At 65.2% G+C, this 18,430-nt stretch carries 20 protein-coding genes; 6 read left to right on the top strand and 14 right to left on the bottom strand.

Annotation, left to right across the window (positions count from 1 at the left end; translation table 11 throughout):
- Positions 1-57: 57 nt before the first annotated feature.
- Positions 58-1,278: a PAS domain-containing protein gene (locus B9Y97_RS14870; RefSeq protein WP_085527481.1), complete on the top strand. Its 1,221-nt coding sequence runs from the start codon at positions 58-60 to the stop codon at positions 1,276-1,278.
- 72 nt (positions 1,279-1,350) lie between these two features.
- Here the strand turns inward: B9Y97_RS14870 and cobT are convergent, their stop codons facing one another.
- Positions 1,351-2,370: a nicotinate-nucleotide--dimethylbenzimidazole phosphoribosyltransferase gene (gene cobT / locus B9Y97_RS14865; protein WP_085527480.1), complete on the bottom strand. Its 1,020-nt coding sequence runs from the start codon at positions 2,368-2,370 to the stop codon at positions 1,351-1,353.
- Positions 2,371-2,447: 77 nt separating this feature from the next.
- Between cobT and cobS the strand changes: the two genes are divergently transcribed.
- Complete coding sequence (cobS, locus tag B9Y97_RS14860) at positions 2,448-3,206, top strand: adenosylcobinamide-GDP ribazoletransferase (protein ID WP_085527479.1); 759 nt, start codon at positions 2,448-2,450, stop codon at positions 3,204-3,206.
- A 64-nt stretch (positions 3,207-3,270) separates the two neighbouring features.
- On the opposite strand, the gene B9Y97_RS14855 is transcribed toward cobS, so the two are convergent.
- The 5 genes from B9Y97_RS14855 to B9Y97_RS14835 all read right to left on the bottom strand — a co-directional run bounded on the left by B9Y97_RS14855 (position 3,271) and on the right by B9Y97_RS14835 (position 8,304).
- Positions 3,271-3,780: a CarD family transcriptional regulator gene (locus B9Y97_RS14855; protein ID WP_085527478.1), complete on the bottom strand. Its 510-nt coding sequence runs from the start codon at positions 3,778-3,780 to the stop codon at positions 3,271-3,273.
- Positions 3,781-4,052: 272 nt separating this feature from the next.
- Complete coding sequence (gene fdxA / locus B9Y97_RS14850) at positions 4,053-4,385, bottom strand: ferredoxin FdxA (RefSeq protein ID WP_085527477.1); 333 nt, start codon at positions 4,383-4,385, stop codon at positions 4,053-4,055.
- Between the two features lie 52 nt (positions 4,386-4,437).
- Complete coding sequence (locus tag B9Y97_RS14845) at positions 4,438-4,821, bottom strand: RNA-binding S4 domain-containing protein (RefSeq protein WP_085527476.1); 384 nt, start codon at positions 4,819-4,821, stop codon at positions 4,438-4,440.
- Positions 4,822-7,737 (bottom strand): helicase-related protein, encoded by a 2,916-nt coding sequence (locus tag B9Y97_RS14840; protein ID WP_085527475.1) that lies wholly within the window; start codon positions 7,735-7,737, stop codon positions 4,822-4,824.
- Positions 7,738-7,767: 30 nt separating this feature from the next.
- The gene (locus B9Y97_RS14835; protein WP_085527474.1) at positions 7,768-8,304 is read right to left on the bottom strand and encodes a tetratricopeptide repeat protein; all 537 of its coding nucleotides are present in this window, start codon (positions 8,302-8,304) and stop codon (positions 7,768-7,770) included.
- Positions 8,305-8,460: 156 nt separating this feature from the next.
- Here B9Y97_RS14835 and B9Y97_RS14830 point away from each other — a divergent pair, with 156 nt between their 5' ends.
- Positions 8,461-8,751: an SCP2 sterol-binding domain-containing protein gene (locus B9Y97_RS14830; RefSeq protein ID WP_085527473.1), complete on the top strand. Its 291-nt coding sequence runs from the start codon at positions 8,461-8,463 to the stop codon at positions 8,749-8,751.
- A gap of 4 nt (positions 8,752-8,755) precedes the next feature.
- Complete coding sequence (locus B9Y97_RS14825) at positions 8,756-9,700, top strand: alpha/beta fold hydrolase (protein WP_085527472.1); 945 nt, start codon at positions 8,756-8,758, stop codon at positions 9,698-9,700.
- Between the two features lie 59 nt (positions 9,701-9,759).
- Here the strand turns inward: B9Y97_RS14825 and B9Y97_RS14820 are convergent, their stop codons facing one another.
- From B9Y97_RS14820 to B9Y97_RS14805, 4 genes are all read right to left on the bottom strand, one after another.
- Positions 9,760-10,671 carry a pirin family protein gene (locus B9Y97_RS14820; RefSeq protein WP_085527471.1) on the bottom strand — a complete coding sequence of 304 codons (912 nt, stop codon included), beginning with the start codon at positions 10,669-10,671 and terminating at the stop codon, positions 9,760-9,762.
- Between the two features lie 108 nt (positions 10,672-10,779).
- Positions 10,780-11,397, bottom strand: coding sequence for a TadE/TadG family type IV pilus assembly protein (locus tag B9Y97_RS14815; protein WP_085527470.1), 618 nt, complete (start codon positions 11,395-11,397; stop codon positions 10,780-10,782).
- Positions 11,398-11,408: 11 nt separating this feature from the next.
- Positions 11,409-11,927: a TadE/TadG family type IV pilus assembly protein gene (locus B9Y97_RS14810; RefSeq protein WP_176224384.1), complete on the bottom strand. Its 519-nt coding sequence runs from the start codon at positions 11,925-11,927 to the stop codon at positions 11,409-11,411.
- A gap of 35 nt (positions 11,928-11,962) precedes the next feature.
- Positions 11,963-13,639, bottom strand: a complete 1,677-nt coding sequence (locus B9Y97_RS14805; protein ID WP_217809465.1) for a Tad domain-containing protein — start codon at positions 13,637-13,639, stop codon at positions 11,963-11,965.
- A 315-nt stretch (positions 13,640-13,954) separates the two neighbouring features.
- Here B9Y97_RS14805 and B9Y97_RS14800 point away from each other — a divergent pair, with 315 nt between their 5' ends.
- Together B9Y97_RS14800 and B9Y97_RS18005 are read left to right on the top strand one after the other, a co-directional pair.
- The gene (locus B9Y97_RS14800; RefSeq protein ID WP_085527467.1) at positions 13,955-15,790 is read left to right on the top strand and encodes a M3 family oligoendopeptidase; all 1,836 of its coding nucleotides are present in this window, start codon (positions 13,955-13,957) and stop codon (positions 15,788-15,790) included.
- Positions 15,787-16,182: a hypothetical protein gene (locus B9Y97_RS18005; RefSeq protein ID WP_139828336.1), complete on the top strand. Its 396-nt coding sequence runs from the start codon at positions 15,787-15,789 to the stop codon at positions 16,180-16,182. Before B9Y97_RS14800 ends, B9Y97_RS18005 begins: the two co-directional genes overlap by 4 nt.
- A gap of 90 nt (positions 16,183-16,272) precedes the next feature.
- Here the strand turns inward: B9Y97_RS18005 and B9Y97_RS14795 are convergent, their stop codons facing one another.
- From B9Y97_RS14795 to B9Y97_RS14780, 4 genes are all read right to left on the bottom strand, one after another.
- Complete coding sequence (locus B9Y97_RS14795; RefSeq protein ID WP_085527466.1) at positions 16,273-17,223, bottom strand: dienelactone hydrolase family protein; 951 nt, start codon at positions 17,221-17,223, stop codon at positions 16,273-16,275.
- A 76-nt stretch (positions 17,224-17,299) separates the two neighbouring features.
- Positions 17,300-17,569, bottom strand: coding sequence for a DksA/TraR family C4-type zinc finger protein (locus B9Y97_RS14790; RefSeq protein WP_085527465.1), 270 nt, complete (start codon positions 17,567-17,569; stop codon positions 17,300-17,302).
- A gap of 2 nt (positions 17,570-17,571) precedes the next feature.
- Entirely contained in the window at positions 17,572-17,934 is a 363-nt protein-coding gene (locus B9Y97_RS14785) for a DUF4389 domain-containing protein (protein ID WP_085527464.1), read from the bottom strand.
- Positions 17,935-17,952: 18 nt separating this feature from the next.
- On the bottom strand, positions 17,953-18,399 hold the full coding sequence (locus tag B9Y97_RS14780; RefSeq protein ID WP_085527463.1) for a host attachment family protein: 447 nt from the start codon (positions 18,397-18,399) through the stop codon (positions 17,953-17,955).
- Between the last annotated feature and the right edge of the window lie 31 nt (positions 18,400-18,430).

Raw genomic sequence — 18,430 nt, 5'->3', positions numbered from 1 at the left:
CAAGTGTTCTGCGCTAGGCCTTGATGCTGGACCGCATGCCAGTACCGGGGTTGACCAGTGAGCTTCATCGAACATCGCAACGAGATCCGCCCGGCGAGCGGCGAGGCACCGTTCAGCCTCAACGAGACTTTCTTTTCACGCACCGACGAACGGGGTGTCATTCTCGCGGGCAACTACGTTTTTCGCCGCGTGGCGCATTTCGACTGGTCGGAAATGCTCGGCGCGCCGCACCGGATCATCCGCCACCCCGACATGCCCCGCGCGGTGTTCTGGCTGATGTGGGATCACCTCAAGCAGGGCAAGCCGGTCGGTGCCTATGTCAAGAACCGGGCCAAGGACGGGCTGCACTACTGGGTTTTTGCCATCGTTGCCCCCTCGCCCGGCGGCTACCTTTCGGCGCGGATCAAGCCGACCAGTCCGCTCTGCGCCGAGGTCGAACGCCTGTATGCCTCGGTTCGCGCCAACGAAGTGGAAGGGAAGGTCTCGCCCGAAGACAGCGCCAGCGCCCTCGTCGAAAACCTCGCCGCCATGGGCTTCAACGACTACGATCATTTCGCCGCGCATGCCCTCAGCAAGGAACTCGTCGCGCGCGACGAAGGGCTGCAGGCTGCCCCCGACCCGCGGATCGCCGCCGCCCGCGACATGCTCGCGGCAGCCGGTCGATTGCGCGAGCAAACCGAGGGTCTGGTCGCCGATTTTCACGCCATGCGCACGATCCCGCACAACATGCGGGTGATCGCCGCGCGGCTCGAACCCACCGGCGGGCCGATCTCCACCCTGTCGCAGAATTACGGCGCGATCTCGCGCGAGATGTCGGATTGGTTTACCGAAAACGTCATCGGCACCGGCGGCACCTTCGCGGTCATCGAGGGCACCGTCCATGCTTCGGTCTTTCTACATGGGATGGCCCGGATCCTGCGCGAATGCGACCTTCAGCTCGACGAGGAACGCCGCAAGCTCGGCGAGGTCGATCTGGCAAACGAAAGGCACCTCCTCGCCCGGCACCACGCGGCCTACCGCGAGAAATCGGCACGCGGCCTCGCCCAGGTGCGCGACGAGGTCGACCGGATCGGCCGCGCCTGCGAAACCATGCACCGGCACGTGCTCGGGCTGTCTTCCACCCGCGTTCTCAGCAAGATCGAAAGCGCACGAACCGCCGGGTCCGGCGAAACCCTGGCCGACATCATTCACCAGCTTGGCAATTTCCAGACTCGCATCGGCACCCGGCTCGACAGGATCACCGCCGAAAGCGCGGCCATCCTTCGGCTGACGAGTTGACGTCACACCCCGTCCGCCCCGCCGCACCCGGGCCAACCGCGCGATTGGCCACCTGCGACCGTCCGATCCGCGTCAGCCCCCCGAAACTCCCGCCTCCGCGAAGGTCGCCATGCCCGAGTGACAGGCGATCGCCCCCTTCAGCACAGCGAGGGCAAGCGCCGCGCCCGATCCTTCACCCAGCCGCATGTCAAGCGCCAGCAACGGTGCCTTTCCGAGCGCCGCAAGCAAGCGGCCATGCGCATGTTCGGCCGAAACATGCCCTGCCACCGCGTGGTCGAGCGCCCCCGGCGCGGCCCGTTCCAGCACCGCCGCGGCGGCGGTGCAGATAAATCCGTCGAGGATCACCGGGATCGCCTCGGCCCTTGCCCGTGCAATCGCGCCCGCCATCGCTGCCAACTCGCGCCCGCCAAGGCAGCGCAGGGCTTCCAGCGCATCGCCCGTCGCGCCCGGGTTGGCCGTCAGCCCCGCGGCCACCACCTGACCCTTGAGCGCGAGCCCGGCGTCATCCACCCCGGTCCCGCGCCCGACCCAGTCCTGCGGCGTGCCGCCAAGGAGCGCATGCGCCAGGGCAGCAGCGGAGGTGGTGTTGCCGATGCCCATCTCCCCGGTCACCAGGACATCGGCATCCGGATCGACCGCGGCCCACCCCGCGGCGAGCGCCGCCACAGCCTCCGCCTCGCTCATCGCCGGGCCTTCGGTGAAATCGGCGGTCGGCCGGTCGAGGTCCAGCGCGACGACGCGCATCCGTGCGCCGAATTCCGCCGCGAGCTGGTTGATCGCCGCGCCGCCCGCCTCGAAGTTCGCGACCATCTGCACCGTCACCTCCGCCGGAAAGGCCGAAACCCCCCGCGCCGTCACCCCGTGGTTGCCGGCAAACACGATCACCTGGGGTGCCGTGATCCGGGGCCGCGCGGTGCCCCGCCAACCGGCATACCAAATCGCGAGGTCTTCGAGCCGCCCGAGCGAGGCAGGCGGCTTGGTGAGCTGGCCGTTGCGCGCCCGCGCCGCTTCCGCCGCCGCACCGTCCGCTGCGGGCAGGCCGCCGAGCAGCGCACGAAATTCGTCAAGCGTGGAAAAAGGGACGTCGGCCATCGGGCTCTCCTGTTGAAACGTTTCGGAGACCTGCTTAACGAGGAAGGAACCCGCGCAAAAGCCCCGGAGGACCGGCCATGACACCCAAATCCGACCCCCTCGCCCGCCCCGGCGACATCGCCGAGGCGCTTGCCCTGCTCACCCGCTTGCCAGTGCCCGCGCAATCCGAGCACCGGGGGGCGCGCGCGGCCTGGGCCTGGCCGCTTGCAGGCCTCGCGGTGGCGTTGCTCGCCAGTCTCGCGGGCTGGCTCGCGCTCGCGCTCGGCCTGCCCACCATGCTGGCCGCCGGGTTGATTCTCGCCACCCAGATCGCCGCCACCGGCGCGCTGCACGAGGATGGGCTGGCCGACACGGCCGATGGCTTCTGGGGCGGTCAAACCCGCGCCCGGCGTCTCGAAATCATGAAGGACAGCCGGATCGGCAGCTACGGCGTGCTTGCCCTGGTGCTGGCGCTTGGGCTGCGCTGGGGGGCCCTCGTCGCGATTCTGGAAGCAGGTGGGCTCTTCGCGCCACTGATCGCCGTGGCGGTGCTGTCGCGCGCGCCGATGGCCGTGCTGATGGCGGCGATGCCGAACGCGCGCGGCACGGGGCTTGCGCAAGACATCGGCCCTCCGGGGCAGGATGCGGCCACCCTCGGTGTGATCATCGCCCTTGGCGTCGCCGCCCTGGTGCTTGGCTGGGGCGTATTGGCACCGATCCTCTGGGCCACGCTCGCCGTGATCGCGCTGGCCGCCGTTGCCCGGGCCAAGATCGGCGGCCAGACCGGCGATATTCTCGGTGCGGCGCAGCAACTGGCCGAAATCGCGGCCCTCGCGGCCCTCGCGGCCAGCCTGTAGCCCGCAAACGCAAACCGCCGCCCCGAAGGACGGCGGCAGAGGCAATTCCAGCCGGTGTCGCGGTTCAGGCGGCGCGCGAGGTCAGCACCTCGTCAACCTTCTTCTGTGCCGCCGACTCATCGCCGTCCGACACCGCCGCAACCTCGCGGGTAAACCGCTCGAGCGCCGCCTCGTAGAGCTGGCGCTCGGAATAGCTTTGCTCGCGCTGCTCATCGTTGCGGTGCAGGTCGCGCACCACCTCGGCGATCGAGATCAGATCGCCCGAATTGATCTTCTGTTCATATTCCTGTGCCCGCCGCGACCACATCGCCCGCTTCACCCGGGCCTTGCCCTTGAGCGTGTCCATCGCCTTGGAGACGATATCGGGGCTCGACAACCCGCGCATGCCGACTTCGGTCGCCTTGTTGGTCGGCACCCGCAGCGTCATCTTGTCCTTTTCGAAGGAGATCACGAAAAGCTCCAGGCTCAGCCCGGCTATTTCCTGCTCTTCGATCGAGATGATCTTGCCAACACCATGCGCCGGGTAGACCACGAAATCATTCGGACGGAAATCGGGCTTCTTCGCTTTGCTCATATGTTTTTTCTTCCTTTTTGTCTCCGTTGGCCTACATACAAAGAACTTGCGCGGTCAGCAGGTGCCCACCGTCGCTGTCTCCTTGAACAAAATCATACGCGCGCATGATGCAGCCCCATCCAACGCGCACGGGCCTCAGGTTTCATACCAAGACGTGAATATAACGCAGAATCACCGAATTTCAAAGCGCCGCAATGCGGCACGGCAGAAACAGGCCGTTCCCGGCTTCCCTTACCCCGGCCGGACCCCCGCAACAGCCAAACCCTGATGGGTCAGCCGCCGGGCTTCTCCGAGAAGTATTTCTCGAGCTTGCCCTCTTCGCCGTCGCGCTCTTCGGCCTCGGGAAGCGGGTCTTTCTTCGAGACGATCACCGGCCAGAGTTCGGAGTACTTGCGGTTGAACTCGACCCATTTTTCCGCTTCCGGCTCGGTATCCGGGCGGATCGCGTCGGCGGGGCATTCCGGCTCGCAGACGCCGCAATCAATGCATTCGTCGGGGTGAATCACCAGCATGTTCTCACCCTCGTAGAAACAGTCCACGGGGCATACCTCGACGCAATCGGTGTATTTGCAGGCGATGCATTTGTCGTTGACGATATAGGTCATGGGTACACCCTGAATGCCGTGTGATCGGGTCTAGCTAACCGGCTTCGGCGGATCAATCAAGTTGCCCCCGGTCATAAAGCCGTGCATTGCGACGATCTTTCCCGCTTGGTCGCCCGCCACCATCGAAGCGCGGTGCGGGCGGGGTCGGATCGGCGGGCGGGGTGAGGTCGTCGTAGAGCGCGCGGGCTTCCGGGGCCGGGCCTCGGCGCTCCGAAAGTGCCACGATCTTCACCACCCGAACCCGACGCGCCTGCGGAAAGGTGAGCACGTCGCCCGGGCCCACGGCTTGCGCGGGCTTGTGGACCTTGCCGGCGTTGACTCGCAGGTGCCCGCCCGCGATCACCTTCGCCGCAAGGCCGCGGGTTTTGAAGAAACGCGCGTGCCAGAGCCACTTGTCGGCGCGCATGGTGTCGCGCGGCTGCCCCGGCACCGACATTCAGGTCTTGTCCCGCAGCCCCATCAGCGCAGCGGCGAAGGGGTTGTCGGGGTCGATCGGCTTGTCCTTCTTCGGCGGCCTGGCCTCGAAGGAACGAGTCTTGCCATCCGGCTGGTCCTTCGGCCCCTTGCCACGCGGCTTGCCGCCCTTCGGCTTGCCGCCACCTCCGCCACCGCCCTTCGGACGCCGTGCGGCGCCGCCACCACCACGAGGCTTGGCAAAACCGGCCCAGGTGAAGGTGTAGAACACGTCCGGTTCGTCGCTGGCTGGCCCGCGCGCATCGGTCTCCGAAGCGCCCGCCGCACCGGGATGCGGCTCGAACTCGTCGTCGTCATCCACGTCCGGTTGCGCCTCGACCGAGGAAAATCCCGATCCTTCGAGATGGTCGATGTGCAGATGTTGCGAGTGGCCCGCGCCATCGGCTTCGGGGATGGCCTCGATCTCGCTTGCGCCGTGATCGCCGGGATGCGGCTCGGGCGGACGGTCGGCCCAGGGCTGGGCCTCGACCTCGGAATAACCGGACGACTTGGCATCGTGATCGGCGGGCCGGGTTTTCGGCCGCTCGCCCCGCGCTGCGGCATAGCCGAGCCCCTGCATCAGGTCGGCGAACTGCTCCAGCGTCATGCCGGTGATCGACAACATGTCCGGGTTGGCCTCGAAGCCGCCGCGGCTGTCCTGCGCGCGCAACTGGTCGGCAAGACGCTCCAGCATGTCGATGCGGATCGCCCGTGCCCCGGCGGGTCGGTAGCCCGACAAGGCGTAAACCTCCGGCCCCACGCCCTCGACCACCGGGATCGTGACCAGCCCCGGCGGCGGTGCCTCGGGAAACTCGTCAAGCCCCTGCAAGAGGCTCCAAAGCACCAGCCTGAGCCGCGTCGGCGCGGGCTTGAGCAATGCCGGCATGAAAATGGTGAACTGGCCGAAGCGCACGCCATGCTTGCGCAGAAGCCCGCGCGCCTCCTGATCGAGCTCCTTGACCTCCCGCGCAATCTGATCGCGCGGGATGATCCCCATCGCCTCGATCAGGCGGAAGCCGAAACCACGCGCCAGACCGGCAAGTTTTTCGTCTTTCTGAATGCCGATCAGCGGCTCGAACAGCGCCGCGACCTTGCGATCGACGAAGTGCTGCAGACGCCGGGCAACCTTTTCGGCCACCTCCGCCCCGGCCTCGTCATCGACGAAAGCCTGCACCTGTGGCTTGAGAGGGTCATCACCCTTCACCAGCTTGCCGACGGCATGCTCGCCCCACATCAAGCCGCCCTGCTCGGTGTAGTCGATCTCGGTATCGGGCGCATTGTAGAACCGATCAGCCTTGAGCGAGAACTGCGGTGCCAACGCGGCCACCGCCGCGGCACGCAGGGTCTTGGCCTCTTCCGGGCTCGCCGACGCGTCCTGCCGGAAACGGAACCCCTCCAGACGACCGACGAATTCGCCCTCGATCGTCACTTCACCCTTGTCGTTCACCTCGGCCACCAGGCCCTCCTTCTGTTTCAACCGCCGCAACAGCACCGAGGTGCGCCGGTCAACAAATCTTTGTGTCAGCGCGGCGTGAAGCGCATCCGACAGGCGATCTTCTACCGCACGTGTCTCGCCACGCCAATGGTCTTCATCAGCCAGCCAGCCGCGACGCTGCGCCACGTAGGTCCAGGTTCGGATGAAGGCGAGCCGCTTCGACAGCGCGTCGATATCGCCATGGGTCTTGTCGATTCGCGCCACCTGCCGGGCAAACCAGTCCTCGCGCACCTGCCCGTGCTCATGCAGGTCGGTGAAGATGGCCGACAGCATCGCTTCGTGCTCGGCATGGCTGATGCCGCGAAAATCCGGCACCCGGCAGACATCCCACAACAGCTTGACCGAGGCCCCGTCCGAGGCCCGGGCGCGGATCACCGCATCCTCCGCCAGCGCCTTCAGCGCCATCTGGTCGTCGGCCTCGCGGGCGCGGGTCAACCACGGGTCATCGGTGCCGGCTTCCAGCGAGGCGATCAAGGCGTCGACCGATCCGAACGTCAGCCGCGCGTTGCGCCAGTTGAGTTTGCGGATCGGGGTGAAGCGGTGCTCGGTGATCGCCGCCACCACCTCGTCGTCGAGCGGACGCGCCTCGCCGGTAACGCCGAATGTGCCGTCGCTGCGATAGCGCCCGGCGCGCCCGGCGATCTGGGCCAGTTCGTTGGGGGCAAGCTGGCGCATCCTTCGGCCGTCAAACTTGGCCAGCGCCGAGAAGGCAACGTGGTCCACGTCGAGGTTGAGCCCCATGCCGATGGCATCGGTGGCGACGAGATAATCGACGTCGCCGTTCTGGTACATCGCCACCTGCGCGTTGCGCGTGCGCGGCGAAAGCGCCCCCATCACCACCGCCACGCCGCCCTTCTGGCGACGCATCAATTCTGCAATCGCATAGAGATTTTCAACCGAAAACCCCACGATTGCACTTCTTGGGGGCATCCGGCTTGTCTTTTTCGAACCTGAATAGGTCAGCGCGCTGAACCGCTCGCGGTGCAGGAAGCTCACCCCCGGCACCAGCCCGGCGATCGCCCCGCGCATCGTGTCGGCGCCCATGAACAGGGTCTCGTGCTGGCCGCGCGCGTTCAGCAGACGGTCGGTGAAAACATGGCCGCGCTCGGGGTCGGCGCAGAGCTGGATCTCGTCGACCGCGACAAAATCGGCCCCCAACCCCACCGGCATCGCCTCAACCGTGCAGACCCAGTATTGCGCCCGCTCGGGCACGATCCGTTCTTCGCCGGTGACCAGGGCCACCACCGAGGGGCCGCGCAGCGCCACGATCTTGTCGTAGACCTCGCGCGCGAGCAGCCGCAGCGGCAGGCCGATCACCCCGGTGCGATAGGCCAGCATGCGCTCGATGGCATAGTGGGTCTTGCCCGTGTTGGTGGGCCCAAGAACCGCGGCGATCCGCGACATGCGCTGTCTCCTGCCCGACCTGCGCCTGCGTCAGACGCTTTTGCCCTGAAGCTCGGCTTCGAGGCGTTCCACCGCCTCTCTTAGATCGGGGCGGCGCGGATGTATAGCGGCGGCCCTGCGATAGGCTTCGAGCGCGCCCTCAATGTCTCCGGTTTCTTCGAAGATGCGCCCCAAACCGGCCAGCGCCGCGAAATGGCGCGGTTCCAGCGTCAGCGCGCGCGCGATATCGGCAAGCGCCGGACCGTAGCGATCGACGTGAAAGTAGGCCGTTGCGCGGGCGTTCCAACCCTCGGCGAAATCCGGCGCATTCTCGACCAGCGCGGTCAGATGCTCGATCGCGGTGGCGTGCTCGCCCTCGCCGATCGCCTCGCGGCCGCGCTCGAGCAACAGGTCCATCGCCGCCGACCCCGATTGCGACCATTCCTCCCAAATCCGATCCTCCACCGCCTCCCAACCCGAGCTGTCGGGCTGGCGCAGGGCATCGAAGAGATCGTCGAGGCCGTCCGATTGCGCGCGCAATGGCGAAGCGGCCAGCAGGAGGGCAAAAAGGAAGGCTGCGCGGGTCATGACCCAAATCTAGCCCATCCGGCCCGCCCCTGCCCATCACCTTCGCGTGGGCGGGGCGAATTTCCGCCGCGTCACGATGCGCAAAACCGGTTTTGCCGCGCGCCGGCTTTCGCTAAGCTCGCGGCGAACAGGGAACAGCCCAGATTGGAGACGGACATGAGCGATGTGATCGAGACGGCAGTTGCGGCACTGAACGAGAAACTGTCGGGTTCCGGCTTCGATGCCGTGGCAAAATTCGTGCTTGAAGGCGCGGGCAGCATCATGGTCGATGGCTCCGGCGCACGCGCCGGCGACGAGGAAGCCGACGTCACCCTCACCGCCACTCCCGACACCTTCGAGGCGATGCTCTCGGGCGATCTCAACCCGACCGCCGCCTTCATGTCCGGCAAGCTCGCCGTCGATGGCGACATGGGCGCGGCGATGCGGCTCGGCGGGCTGATCGGCTGAAGCGGTGAAGCGCGCGCCGCTCCATGAGGACGTGGCCAAGGCCCCGCCCGGCGGCGAGGCCTGGTGGGTTGCCACCCCGGACGGGGCGGAAGTGCGCGTGGGCGTCTGGCCAGCCGCCACCGGCACTTCCGTGCGTGGCACGGTTCTGATCTTTCCCGGCCGCACCGAATATGTTGAGAAATATGGCCCCGCCGCCGCGGTTTATGCCGCCGAGGGATACGCCGTGCTCACCATCGACTGGCGCGGCCAGGGGCTGACGGCGCGCGCCTTTCCCGACCGTCGCCTCGGCCATGTGCTCGATTTTGCCGATTACCAGAAGGATCTTGCCGCCGCGCTCAATCTTGCCGGGTGGCTCGACCTGCCGGAGCCGATGTTTCTCGTCGCCCATTCAATGGGCGGCTGTATCGGGTTGCGGGCATTGCACGAAAGGCTCGACGTGCGCGCGGTGGCCTTTTCCGCCCCGATGTGGGGGGTGCAGATGGAATGGTGGGAGCCGCCCCTGGCCTGGGCCAGCGCACTTGCCGCCCCGCTGCCCGGTCTCGGCGGCAGGCTCACCCCGCGCACCTCGCTCGACCACGCGCTCCTTGTCGACGGTTTCGAGGGCAACGACCTCACCACCGACCCCGAGATGTGGGCCTTCATGCGCCGCCAGATCGACGCCTACCCCGACCTCACGCTGGGCGGGCCGACCCTGCGATGGCTGCGCGCGGCGCTGTTTGAAACCCGCGTGTTGCGCCGCCTGCCACCGCCCGCGGTTCCAGCCTACACCGCGCTCGGCACCCACGAACGCATCGTGCTGCCCGGGCCGATCCGGCGGCTGATGAGCCACTGGCCCGGGGGCAGGCTTCAGATGATGCCCGGTGCCGAGCACGAGATCATGATGGAGCGCCCCGAGATCCGCGACCGTTTCTTTGCCGACAGCCTCGCGCTGTTCGCGGAACATGGCTGAACGCGTCGCGGCGGCCGGCTGAAAAGCCCGCCGCCGCCTTGTCGCACTTTGACGCCCGGTCAGTGCGCGGGCTTGATGAAGGTGCCGTTCCTGAGTTCGTTCACCGCCGCCATGATCTCCTGGCGAGTGTTCATCACGATCGGCCCGTGCCAGGCCACCGGCTCGCGGATCGGCGCGCCCGAGACGAGCAGGAAGCGCACACCCTCCTCGCCCGCCTGCACGGTGATCTCGTCGCCGGTGCCAAAGCGGATGATGGTGCGGTTGCCCGACATGTCGCGGATGTTGACCTCCTCGCCCATGACTTCCTTTTCCAGAAGAACGCCACTGGGGGCGCTGGCATCGGCAAAGGCGGCGGCACCTTCGAAGACATAGGCGAAGGTGTGCTTGTAGGTATCGACCTTGAAGGTCTTGCGCACCCCGGCGGGCACCGAAATATCAAGATACTGCGGCTCGGCGGCGATGCCGTCGACCGGGCCGGACTTGCCCCAGAACTCGCCGACGATCACCCGCACCGCGGTGCCGTCGTCATCGACGACCACGGGGATCTCGCCGCCCTTGATGTCCTGGTAGCGCGGCGCGGTCATCTTCAGGCTCGACGGCAGGTTGGCCCAGAGCTGGAACCCGTGCATCTGGCCCTTGGCATTCCCGGTGGGCATTTCCTGGTGCATGATGCCAGACCCGGCAGTCATCCACTGCACGTCGCCCGCGCCGAGCCTGCCCTGGTTGCCGAGACTGTCGCCATGCTCGACCTCGCCGGCCAGCACATAGGTGATCGTCTCGATCCCCCGGTGCGGGTGCCAGGGAAACCCGCGAATGTAATCGTCGGGACGGTCGCCGCGAAAGTCGTCGAACAGCAGGAAGGGATCGTAGGCTTCGGGCTCGTGAAAGCCGAAGGCGCGGTGCAGTTTCACGCCCGCACCTTCGAGCGTGGGTTGTGCGGAATTGGTGGAAACGATGGGACGTACAGACATGATGTGCCTCCTTTGCCCCAAAGGTAGGGGCGCAGGCTGGTCCGGGCAATCGCGCCAACGGTCAACAGCGGCGCATGGGCTGTGCACTGGCGCACAGCCGTGCCCCGGTCAACTGCCGCAGCCCACCCCTTCGAAGCAGAGTTGCGGTGCGAAGCGCGGCCGCGTCAGCACGACATTGGTGAGTGACCGCGCGGCGAGCCCGGTGATCGCCTGGGAGAACGGCGGCTCGTAATGGAGGGAAGATTCCACCATGATGACCCGTTCGCCATTCGGAATCCACGGCACGATCGGCTCGTAGTCATCCATGATGTCTTCGCTCGTCAGATTCAGCACTTCATCGGTGCCGCGCGACCAGTCAACCTCAAGGGTCCGATCCGCGTCGGCGCAATTGTCGGTGCAATGCACCACCGTAACCCGCAACCAGGCATCGGTTTGCACGCGGGTGAGGAATTCATAGAGCTGCTCGCTGCCGCGGATGTAATCCATGTCGATCACGGAGGTCTCGCGCGAGAGCAGGTCGGAGATCGCGTAATTTGCTTTCAGCGCGAGGTTCTTGACCCGAAAAGCGTCAAAAAAGACGAAGATCGCGAGAAAACCCCAAAGCAGGATCGGCAGCACCACAACCGCCTCGACCGACAGGCTGGCATCCTCCCGGATCGCAAAGCGGCCAATGGCGCGGCTTGCCCGGCGCAGCGCGTGGTTCACGGAGGCGGTGGCACGGCTCATCACACGCCCCCTCACGGTTCGTTCACGAAGGTGGACATCGCGGTGATCATGTGCGCGCCGGTGGCGTCCTGCGGCAGTTCCATCACAAAGGGCGTCGAGCCAAAAAACGGATCGAGCACGGCGCAGGCCCGCACCAGCATCACCTCGTTGCGACGGCCGAAGTTGAAGTCCACCGAAGGTTGCACCTCGGCATCACGGTCGACGCAGGCGATGTTGGCTTCCGGCAGTTGCCAGTCCTCGGTCGAGATTTCCCGCAGTTCCACCAGGATCGCGTCCGGACAACCCCTGAAGATCAAGGCATCGTCGCAAATCCGACGCTTCAACTCTTCCTGCGTCGCCGGTTCCAGCGCACCGAGGCGCAGGAGCCGGACGTTGAGATCAACCGCACGGTCGAGCATCACCGACCGGGTGAGGTAGATCCCGACCTCGAACGCCGACAGGAACAGCGTCATGATCGCCGGAAACAGGATGACAAACTCGATCGTCGCCGACCCGTCTTCCCGTGTGAACGCCTTTTTCAGGCTTTTCATTTTTTCTGCTCCTGCCCTGAGCATGACCATTGTCTCTAGTTAATCAGCCGAAGTTTGGCGATTTCGCGGGCGATCGCCGAGAAGGCGTCGGTAAGGTTGAGGCCATTTGCGTCGAAGTGGTGTGCCGGGCTTGAGGCACAGGCGCGCATGACATTCGCAGAGTTGTAGCTGGTCTCGAACCCGATCGTGTAGATCGTGATCCCCTCGGCTTTCGCCGCATCGCAGATCGCGTGAAGCCGATCGTTCTTCGGCGAATGGTTGATGTAGGAGCCCTGCGACGGCAGCCAGGAGAAGCGATCGTACCAGCTCCAGGTTTTCCAGCGCCACAGGTCGACGTAGTCGATCTGCTGAGCACCGTCGCCTTCGGGGACATCGCTGCAGTTGTATTTCCAGCTTCCGTTGACCTTTTTCCAACCGCACTCCTCGTAGGTGCCTTCACCGTAAGGGTGGTCGTTCCAGGTGCCGTCGTGGTCCCAGTAGTACCAGTCGACACCGTTGTAGAGGTAGTGGACGGAATACTTGTTGCCCAGCGAGCCATCGGTCTTGATGTCGCGGTAGACCGGCGAGGGCCCTTCCCGGAACTCGTCATAGAGATAGTGCTGAGAGGTGTTTTCGCCGTCGGTCATCAGAACCATGAGTTTCTGCAATCCGCGCCGCGTCGGTGGCATCGGGCGATCCTCGAACGCTTCCTCGATGATTTCATCGACAACCAATTCTTCGGTGATCGGTTGAAGCGCCGGGTTGAGAAGCGCTGTGCCCCACTTCGCGCCGACGTCGATAGAGGTATTGCCCGAGGCCCCGAGCGCGTCGATGCGGCTGTGCAGGGTGGCAATATTGCCGCTGATCGGCGTGAAGGCGCGCCAGGAATTGGTTGCACAGGTCCACCCACCCGGCGTGCTGTTGGAGCCATTCCACGGGTCGAAATGACCGGTGCGCTGCAATGGCGTGTCGGGGGTGATCGCGGGATCGGAGAAATCCGCCTCGTCGAAAGTGACACAGGACGAGTAGGTGTGCTCGTCGCTCACGTTGAACTTCGACAGAAAATCCTCGCCCACCAGCGCCTGCTCGGCATAGGGCACGAGCGACACCGTGACGGTATCGGGTGCGACCACGCAATCGGTGGTCGCATCGGGGCGTGACGGATCGCACATCACGATATTGACGAATTTTTTCGCCGCGCGGCGCAGTTCCCAGATCCGTGATCTGCCGGACGACGAATTCCAGCCCATCGAGCCCGACACATCGACCACAAGCGAGATCTCGGTGAGCGACGTGGCCTCCTCGGCGGCGCCTGCCGCCGGGGCGTGAAGCTCGGAAATCCCGAGGAAATTCAGAAAGATCGAATCGACCTTCATCCTCGCGCTGGCCTCGACCTTGCGCGAATTCGGCCGTTCGGTCACGTCGATGTCGTCGGCCTGGATATGGGCGCCGAGCCCGGCCTTCTGGAAATAGTCGAGCACAACATCCTTGCCGTCGAGATCCTGTTCGAGGCTGGCGGCGGCAAGCACCGCGCGGTCGAGCGTGCTTTGCAGACGGGTGCGCTGCTCTTCGAAGCGCATGAAGTCAACCGCCATGCCGCCCACCATGAGCATCATCACGAACAGGATCAGGCCGAAGATGATGAAAGACCCGTCCTCGGATCGCAAAAACCCGGTGCGCGCCGCTTGACGGGCTTCGCAGGGCTTGGTCAGTTTCCGTTCAAGCCGAACCATGGCGATCACACCTTCCCTCGCAATCAGACGGCCTTCGGGCATCCGAACCCGAAAACCAACCTTTTTTAGACACGCAAAGCATGGCTAAAATACGGCAAAACAAGGGAATTTGAGGCGGATTGGCCGCGCGCGCCCAACGGTTGACCCCCGGACAACGCATTACCCCCATACCGCGAACAATGCGCCATGGATTCGCGCGAGGTGTTAAGATTTTGTCGCCTCCGGTCGCGGGCGGCGTGTTGCCGCTTGCCGAGGGGGATTGAGGCCTGCCGCCCGCGCGCCTATGTCTGGACGATGTGATCAACAGGAGACGACATGCGCGCCAAAGCCCTTCCCTTCCCCGTCCGTGACGCCAACGCCGAAGCCGCTGCCCCCGGTGCCTTCGGAGACCTGCCCGAATGGGATCTGGCCGATCTCTACACCAGTCCGGACGCCCCCGAAGTGGCGCGCGACCTGGACCGCGTCGAGACCGCCTGCAAGGACTTCGCGGCGCGCTACGAGGGCAAACTCTCCGAGCTTGACAGCGAGGGCCTGCTCGCCTGCGTCCGCGCCTACGAGGAGATCGACCTGGTCGCGGGGCGGTTGATGAGCTACGCCGGCCTGCGTTATTACCAGATCACGACCGACCCCGAACGTGCACAATTCCTGCAAAACTTGCAGGAGAAAGTCACGGTTTTCACAAATGATCTTGTCTTTTTCACACTCGAACTGAATCGCCTTCCCGACGAAACACTCGATGCCCTGATTGCCGCCAACGCCGATCTCGCGCGCTACCGGCCGGTGTTCGAGCGGCTGCGCGCGATGCGGCCCTACCAGTTGTCGGACGAGTTGGAGAAGTTCCTGCACGATCAATCCTCGGTCGGGGCGACGGCTTGGAACAAGCTCTTCGATGAAACCATCGCGAGCCTCAGCTTCACCCCCGAAGGCGAGGAGGAGATGTCGCTCGAATCCACGCTGAACCTGCTCACCGAGCAGGACCGCAGCAAGCGCGAGGCCGCCGCGCGCGAACTGGCCCGGGTCTTCGGCGAAAACGTCAAGCTCTTCTCGCGCGTGCACAACACGCTCGCAAAGGAGAAAGAGATCGAGGACCGCTGGCGCAAGATGCCCACGCCGCAAACCGGCCGCCACCTGGCCAACCATGTTGAGCCCGAGGTGGTCGAGGCGCTGCGAAACGCGGTGGTCGCCGCCTACCCCAAGCTCTCGCACCGCTACTACGAGCTCAAGCGCAAATGGCTCGGGCTCGACGTGCTCGAAGTCTGGGATCGCAACGCGCCGCTGCCGATGGAGGAAACCCGGTTGATCGACTGGGACGAGGCAAGGGCAACGGTGCTCGACGCCTACGCCGGGTTCGACCCCGAGATGGCGCGCATCGCCCAGCCGTTCTTCGAGCGCGGCTGGATCGACGCAGGGGTGAAGCCCGGCAAGGCCCCCGGTGCCTTCGCGCACCCGACGGTCACGGATGTGCACCCCTACGTGATGCTCAACTACCTCGGCAAGCCGCGCGACGTGATGACGCTGGCCCACGAGCTTGGCCACGGCGTGCACCAGGTGCTCGCGGCGGGCCAGGGCGAACTGCTGAGCCAGACGCCGCTCACGCTGGCCGAAACGGCCTCGGTGTTCGGCGAGATGCTCACCTTCCGCAAGCTGCTCGCCACCGCGAAGGACGACGCCCAGCGCAAGGTTCTGCTGGCGGGCAAGGTGGAAGACATGATCAACACCGTGGTGCGCCAGATCGCGTTCTACGATTTCGAGTGCAAGCTGCACGCGGCGAGGGCCGGCGGCGAACTCACACCCGACGACATCAACGCGCTATGGATGAGCGTGCAGGCCGAGAGCCTTGGGCCGGCGTTCAATTTCATGGACGGCTACGAAACCTTCTGGGCCTACGTGCCGCACTTCGTGCATTCGCCGTTCTATGTCTACGCCTATGCCTTCGGGGATGGCCTGGTGAACGCGCTCTACGCCGTCTATGAGGAAGGCGACGCCGACTTCCAGGCGAAGTATTTCGAAATGCTGAAGGCTGGCGGCTCAAAGCACCACAAGGCGCTGCTCGCCCCCTTCGGCCTCGACGCCTCCGACCCGAAGTTCTGGGACAAGGGGCTTTCGATGATCTCGGGGCTGATCGACGAGCTGGAGGCGATGGAGGAATGATTTCTATCGAGGATCTTCGAATCGGAGCGAGAATGCACCGGAAGCATTCCCGAGTCAGCCTCGTCGAATACGGAAGGAATTTTTCAAACGCAGAATACTTTCTTGCGATCGACGACGAAAGCACCCTGTTGATCGAGCCTCTAGGATGGTCATTACGCGCTTTAGAGCCAGATGGCTTGAAGGAGCATCGGGCAGTACCACCGGGACGTGCCAAAGCCATCGCTCGTGACGCGGGTCTTGACCTCGTTGCACGAGATGACCCGCGTTTCCCGCAGCTCTGGAACGCCTTATTGGACTGGGCAGCAACCAAAAATATCAAGCCACTCTCCGCCCGCATGGGGAGAGAGCGGGAGGACGAAACCTTTTTTTTCGTGGCCCCTTCTACGAAGTGAACGGCACCATGGGAATAAGCTGGACGCGGTGATGAACAAGCGTTCACACGCCCGATCCCGGAGTAGTTTGAAGTACGCTGAATAGGCGGGTCAGCACTCGGAGCAGGATGCGCCGAGATGCGCGCGGATAAAATCCGCTGTGCGCAGGTTTGAATCCTTCGTCGCGAGATCGTCGGCAAAGGTGCGCACGCTCGGATCACGGAAGTCGAAGCCCCGGCCAACGCCCGGGTAGATGATCAGCCGCACGTCGCGCCCCGCCCGCTTCATGAACGACACCGCGGTTTCGATCGAGCGGCGGCGCTGGTATTGCTCGTATTCGCCGATGAAGATCAGCGCCGGGATCTCCAGCGCGTCGACATCGGGGTGATAGCGATACACCTGCTCGGGCTCGGGTGCGTTCGGGTCCTGCAAATGCGGATAGAAGCCGACATAGCAGGCCACCGCGTCGGCCTGCCGCCCGCGGTCCACCGCCACGCGCAGCGCGTAGAACCCGCCGCGCGTGTGCGAGACGAGACAGACCTTCGAGCTCGACACCTCCGGCTGTGCGAGCAGGGCATCGACCCCCGCCGCCATGTCGCCCTCGGCGGAAGGATCATGCGTGATCGGGAAGGGTTCGAGAAATCGGGCCTCGTAGACATCAGGCGCGAGCACCACGAAGCCGCGCGCGGCGAGCCGCACCGCGAGACGGCGCACCAGCGGATCAAGCCCGCGCCGGCCATGCGCGAAGAGCACACCCGGATATTGCCCTTCCGCCTCGGGGCGATAGAGCATCGCAGGCACCTCGGTGCCATCGTCGGGGTTGGTGTAGGTGAGCGCCCGTTCGGAAACCGTGTGGTTCACCGGCACCGGCAGAAGGCCGCGGTCGAACCAGTCGTCATCCCACCAGAATTTTTCGGAGCGTGGCCGCGTGTTCGACGGCTGGTCAAGGGTGATCCCCACCACCGTGTCGGCCGCCGCACCCGGCAGCGCCGTCTCCTGCGCCGATGCGGCAGCGGCCACAAGCGAGAGGGCTGCAACGGCCCCGATGAAATGCCCGGTCATGATCCCCCCCTGGCGACGAACGGTCACGCCATGCAACCGCACGACACACCCGCGCGTCAAGCGCCATGGCAGGCGGTCACTTCAACTGGCTGTCCTTCGAGCCGCGCCGGTTGATGCCGGGACGGGCCTTGAAACTGGCGTCGCGCTCCTGTTGGCAGTCGATGCAGAGCTTCACGCCCGGCAGAGCGGTGCGGCGGGCCTCGGGGATCGGCTCGCCGCAGTCGGTGCATTTATGCGCGCTCTCGCCCGCAGGCCCGCGACGGGCGCGCAACCGCTCGAGTTCCTCGGCAATCGAGGCCTCGATCTGCTCGCTCACCGCGCCGTCACGTGTCCAGCCGCCCGCCAAGCCTATTGCTCCGCGTCGGCCTTGCCCCACTTGGCGAAGGGGAAGGGCCGGTCTTCGGTGGCACCGGTCTGGAACCGGGTGATCCGAGCCACCCAGTCGGCCACGTCCTCGCCGAAATCGGAAATCGGCTGGTTGCGGGCCTTGGCAAACAGCATCCAGAAGAACTGCACCAGGGCCAGCAGCCACAACAGTGCCTCGGCCACCGCAAAGAACAACGCGAAAAGGAGCATCCACAGCCCCCGCAGCCAGACGTTGTTCTCGGCCTCACCCCAGTCGACCTCGTCGCTTTCCGTCGCGGTCCCGGGCTCTTCAAGCACGGTGGGTTCGCTGTCTTCGTCGGTCTTCTTTGAAGGTTTGCGGGTCATCTGACCCTCCTTTTGAGCCTACAGAACGATCTGATCCGCGAGGCGATTCACCACCTCGGCCGGTTTGAGCTTGAGGTAATCCTTGGCGACATCGAGCACCAGCGCCTCCTTCAGGGCGGCGGGCAACTCGGCGCGCAGCGCGCCCAGCGTCGACGGCGCGGCCACCATCACGAAACGGTCGTACCCGCCTTCGGTGAAACGCGCGTCGGTCTCGGCCAGCACCGCTTTCACGAAGGCCTCCTGGGCCTGGTCGTGTTCCGCTTCGGCGGTATCGAAGGCATGAAGCCCCATACCCGGCGCGGCGTTCATCCGCCCCGGACGGTCGGCATACTCGACCTCTTCACCCACAACCATGCTGGCGGCGAAATCTTCAAGCTCGGTCAGGCCCTTGCCCACGCCGAGGTTTTCAAACAGCCTTGCGCTGCCGTCATCGGCAAGAAGAACGAGCGTCTTGATCGGTTTCATAGCGTCCCCCTTTCATCGGGTTACATGGGTA

This window comes from Maritimibacter sp. HL-12, assembly GCF_900177545.1.
Lineage (GTDB): Bacteria > Pseudomonadota > Alphaproteobacteria > Rhodobacterales > Rhodobacteraceae > Sinisalibacter.
The sequence above is the reverse complement of the archived record's forward strand: the minus strand, read 5'-3'. Positions and strand labels throughout refer to the sequence as shown.

Coding starts and splice junctions, on each gene's coding strand:
- B9Y97_RS14815 (WP_085527470.1), bottom strand. CDS start 11,397: ATGAGCCGTGCCACCGCCTCCGTGAACCACGCGCTGCGCCGGGCAAGC.
- B9Y97_RS18005 (WP_139828336.1), top strand. CDS start 15,787: ATGATTTCTATCGAGGATCTTCGAATCGGAGCGAGAATGCACCGGAAG.
- B9Y97_RS14820 (WP_085527471.1), bottom strand. CDS start 10,671: ATGTCTGTACGTCCCATCGTTTCCACCAATTCCGCACAACCCACGCTC.
- B9Y97_RS14795 (WP_085527466.1), bottom strand. CDS start 17,223: ATGACCGGGCATTTCATCGGGGCCGTTGCAGCCCTCTCGCTTGTGGCC.
- B9Y97_RS14785 (WP_085527464.1), bottom strand. CDS start 17,934: ATGACCCGCAAACCTTCAAAGAAGACCGACGAAGACAGCGAACCCACC.
- B9Y97_RS14830 (WP_085527473.1), top strand. CDS start 8,461: ATGAGCGATGTGATCGAGACGGCAGTTGCGGCACTGAACGAGAAACTG.
- B9Y97_RS14800 (WP_085527467.1), top strand. CDS start 13,955: ATGCGCGCCAAAGCCCTTCCCTTCCCCGTCCGTGACGCCAACGCCGAA.
- B9Y97_RS14810 (WP_176224384.1), bottom strand. CDS start 11,927: ATGAAAAGCCTGAAAAAGGCGTTCACACGGGAAGACGGGTCGGCGACG.
- cobS (WP_085527479.1), top strand. CDS start 2,448: ATGACACCCAAATCCGACCCCCTCGCCCGCCCCGGCGACATCGCCGAG.
- cobT (WP_085527480.1), bottom strand. CDS start 2,370: ATGGCCGACGTCCCTTTTTCCACGCTTGACGAATTTCGTGCGCTGCTC.
- B9Y97_RS14840 (WP_085527475.1), bottom strand. CDS start 7,737: ATGTCGCGGATCGCCGCGGTTCTTGGGCCCACCAACACGGGCAAGACC.
- B9Y97_RS14805 (WP_217809465.1), bottom strand. CDS start 13,639: ATGGTTCGGCTTGAACGGAAACTGACCAAGCCCTGCGAAGCCCGTCAA.
- fdxA (WP_085527477.1), bottom strand. CDS start 4,385: ATGACCTATATCGTCAACGACAAATGCATCGCCTGCAAATACACCGAT.
- B9Y97_RS14845 (WP_085527476.1), bottom strand. CDS start 4,821: ATGTCGGTGCCGGGGCAGCCGCGCGACACCATGCGCGCCGACAAGTGG.
- B9Y97_RS14835 (WP_085527474.1), bottom strand. CDS start 8,304: ATGACCCGCGCAGCCTTCCTTTTTGCCCTCCTGCTGGCCGCTTCGCCA.
- B9Y97_RS14780 (WP_085527463.1), bottom strand. CDS start 18,399: ATGAAACCGATCAAGACGCTCGTTCTTCTTGCCGATGACGGCAGCGCA.
- B9Y97_RS14855 (WP_085527478.1), bottom strand. CDS start 3,780: ATGAGCAAAGCGAAGAAGCCCGATTTCCGTCCGAATGATTTCGTGGTC.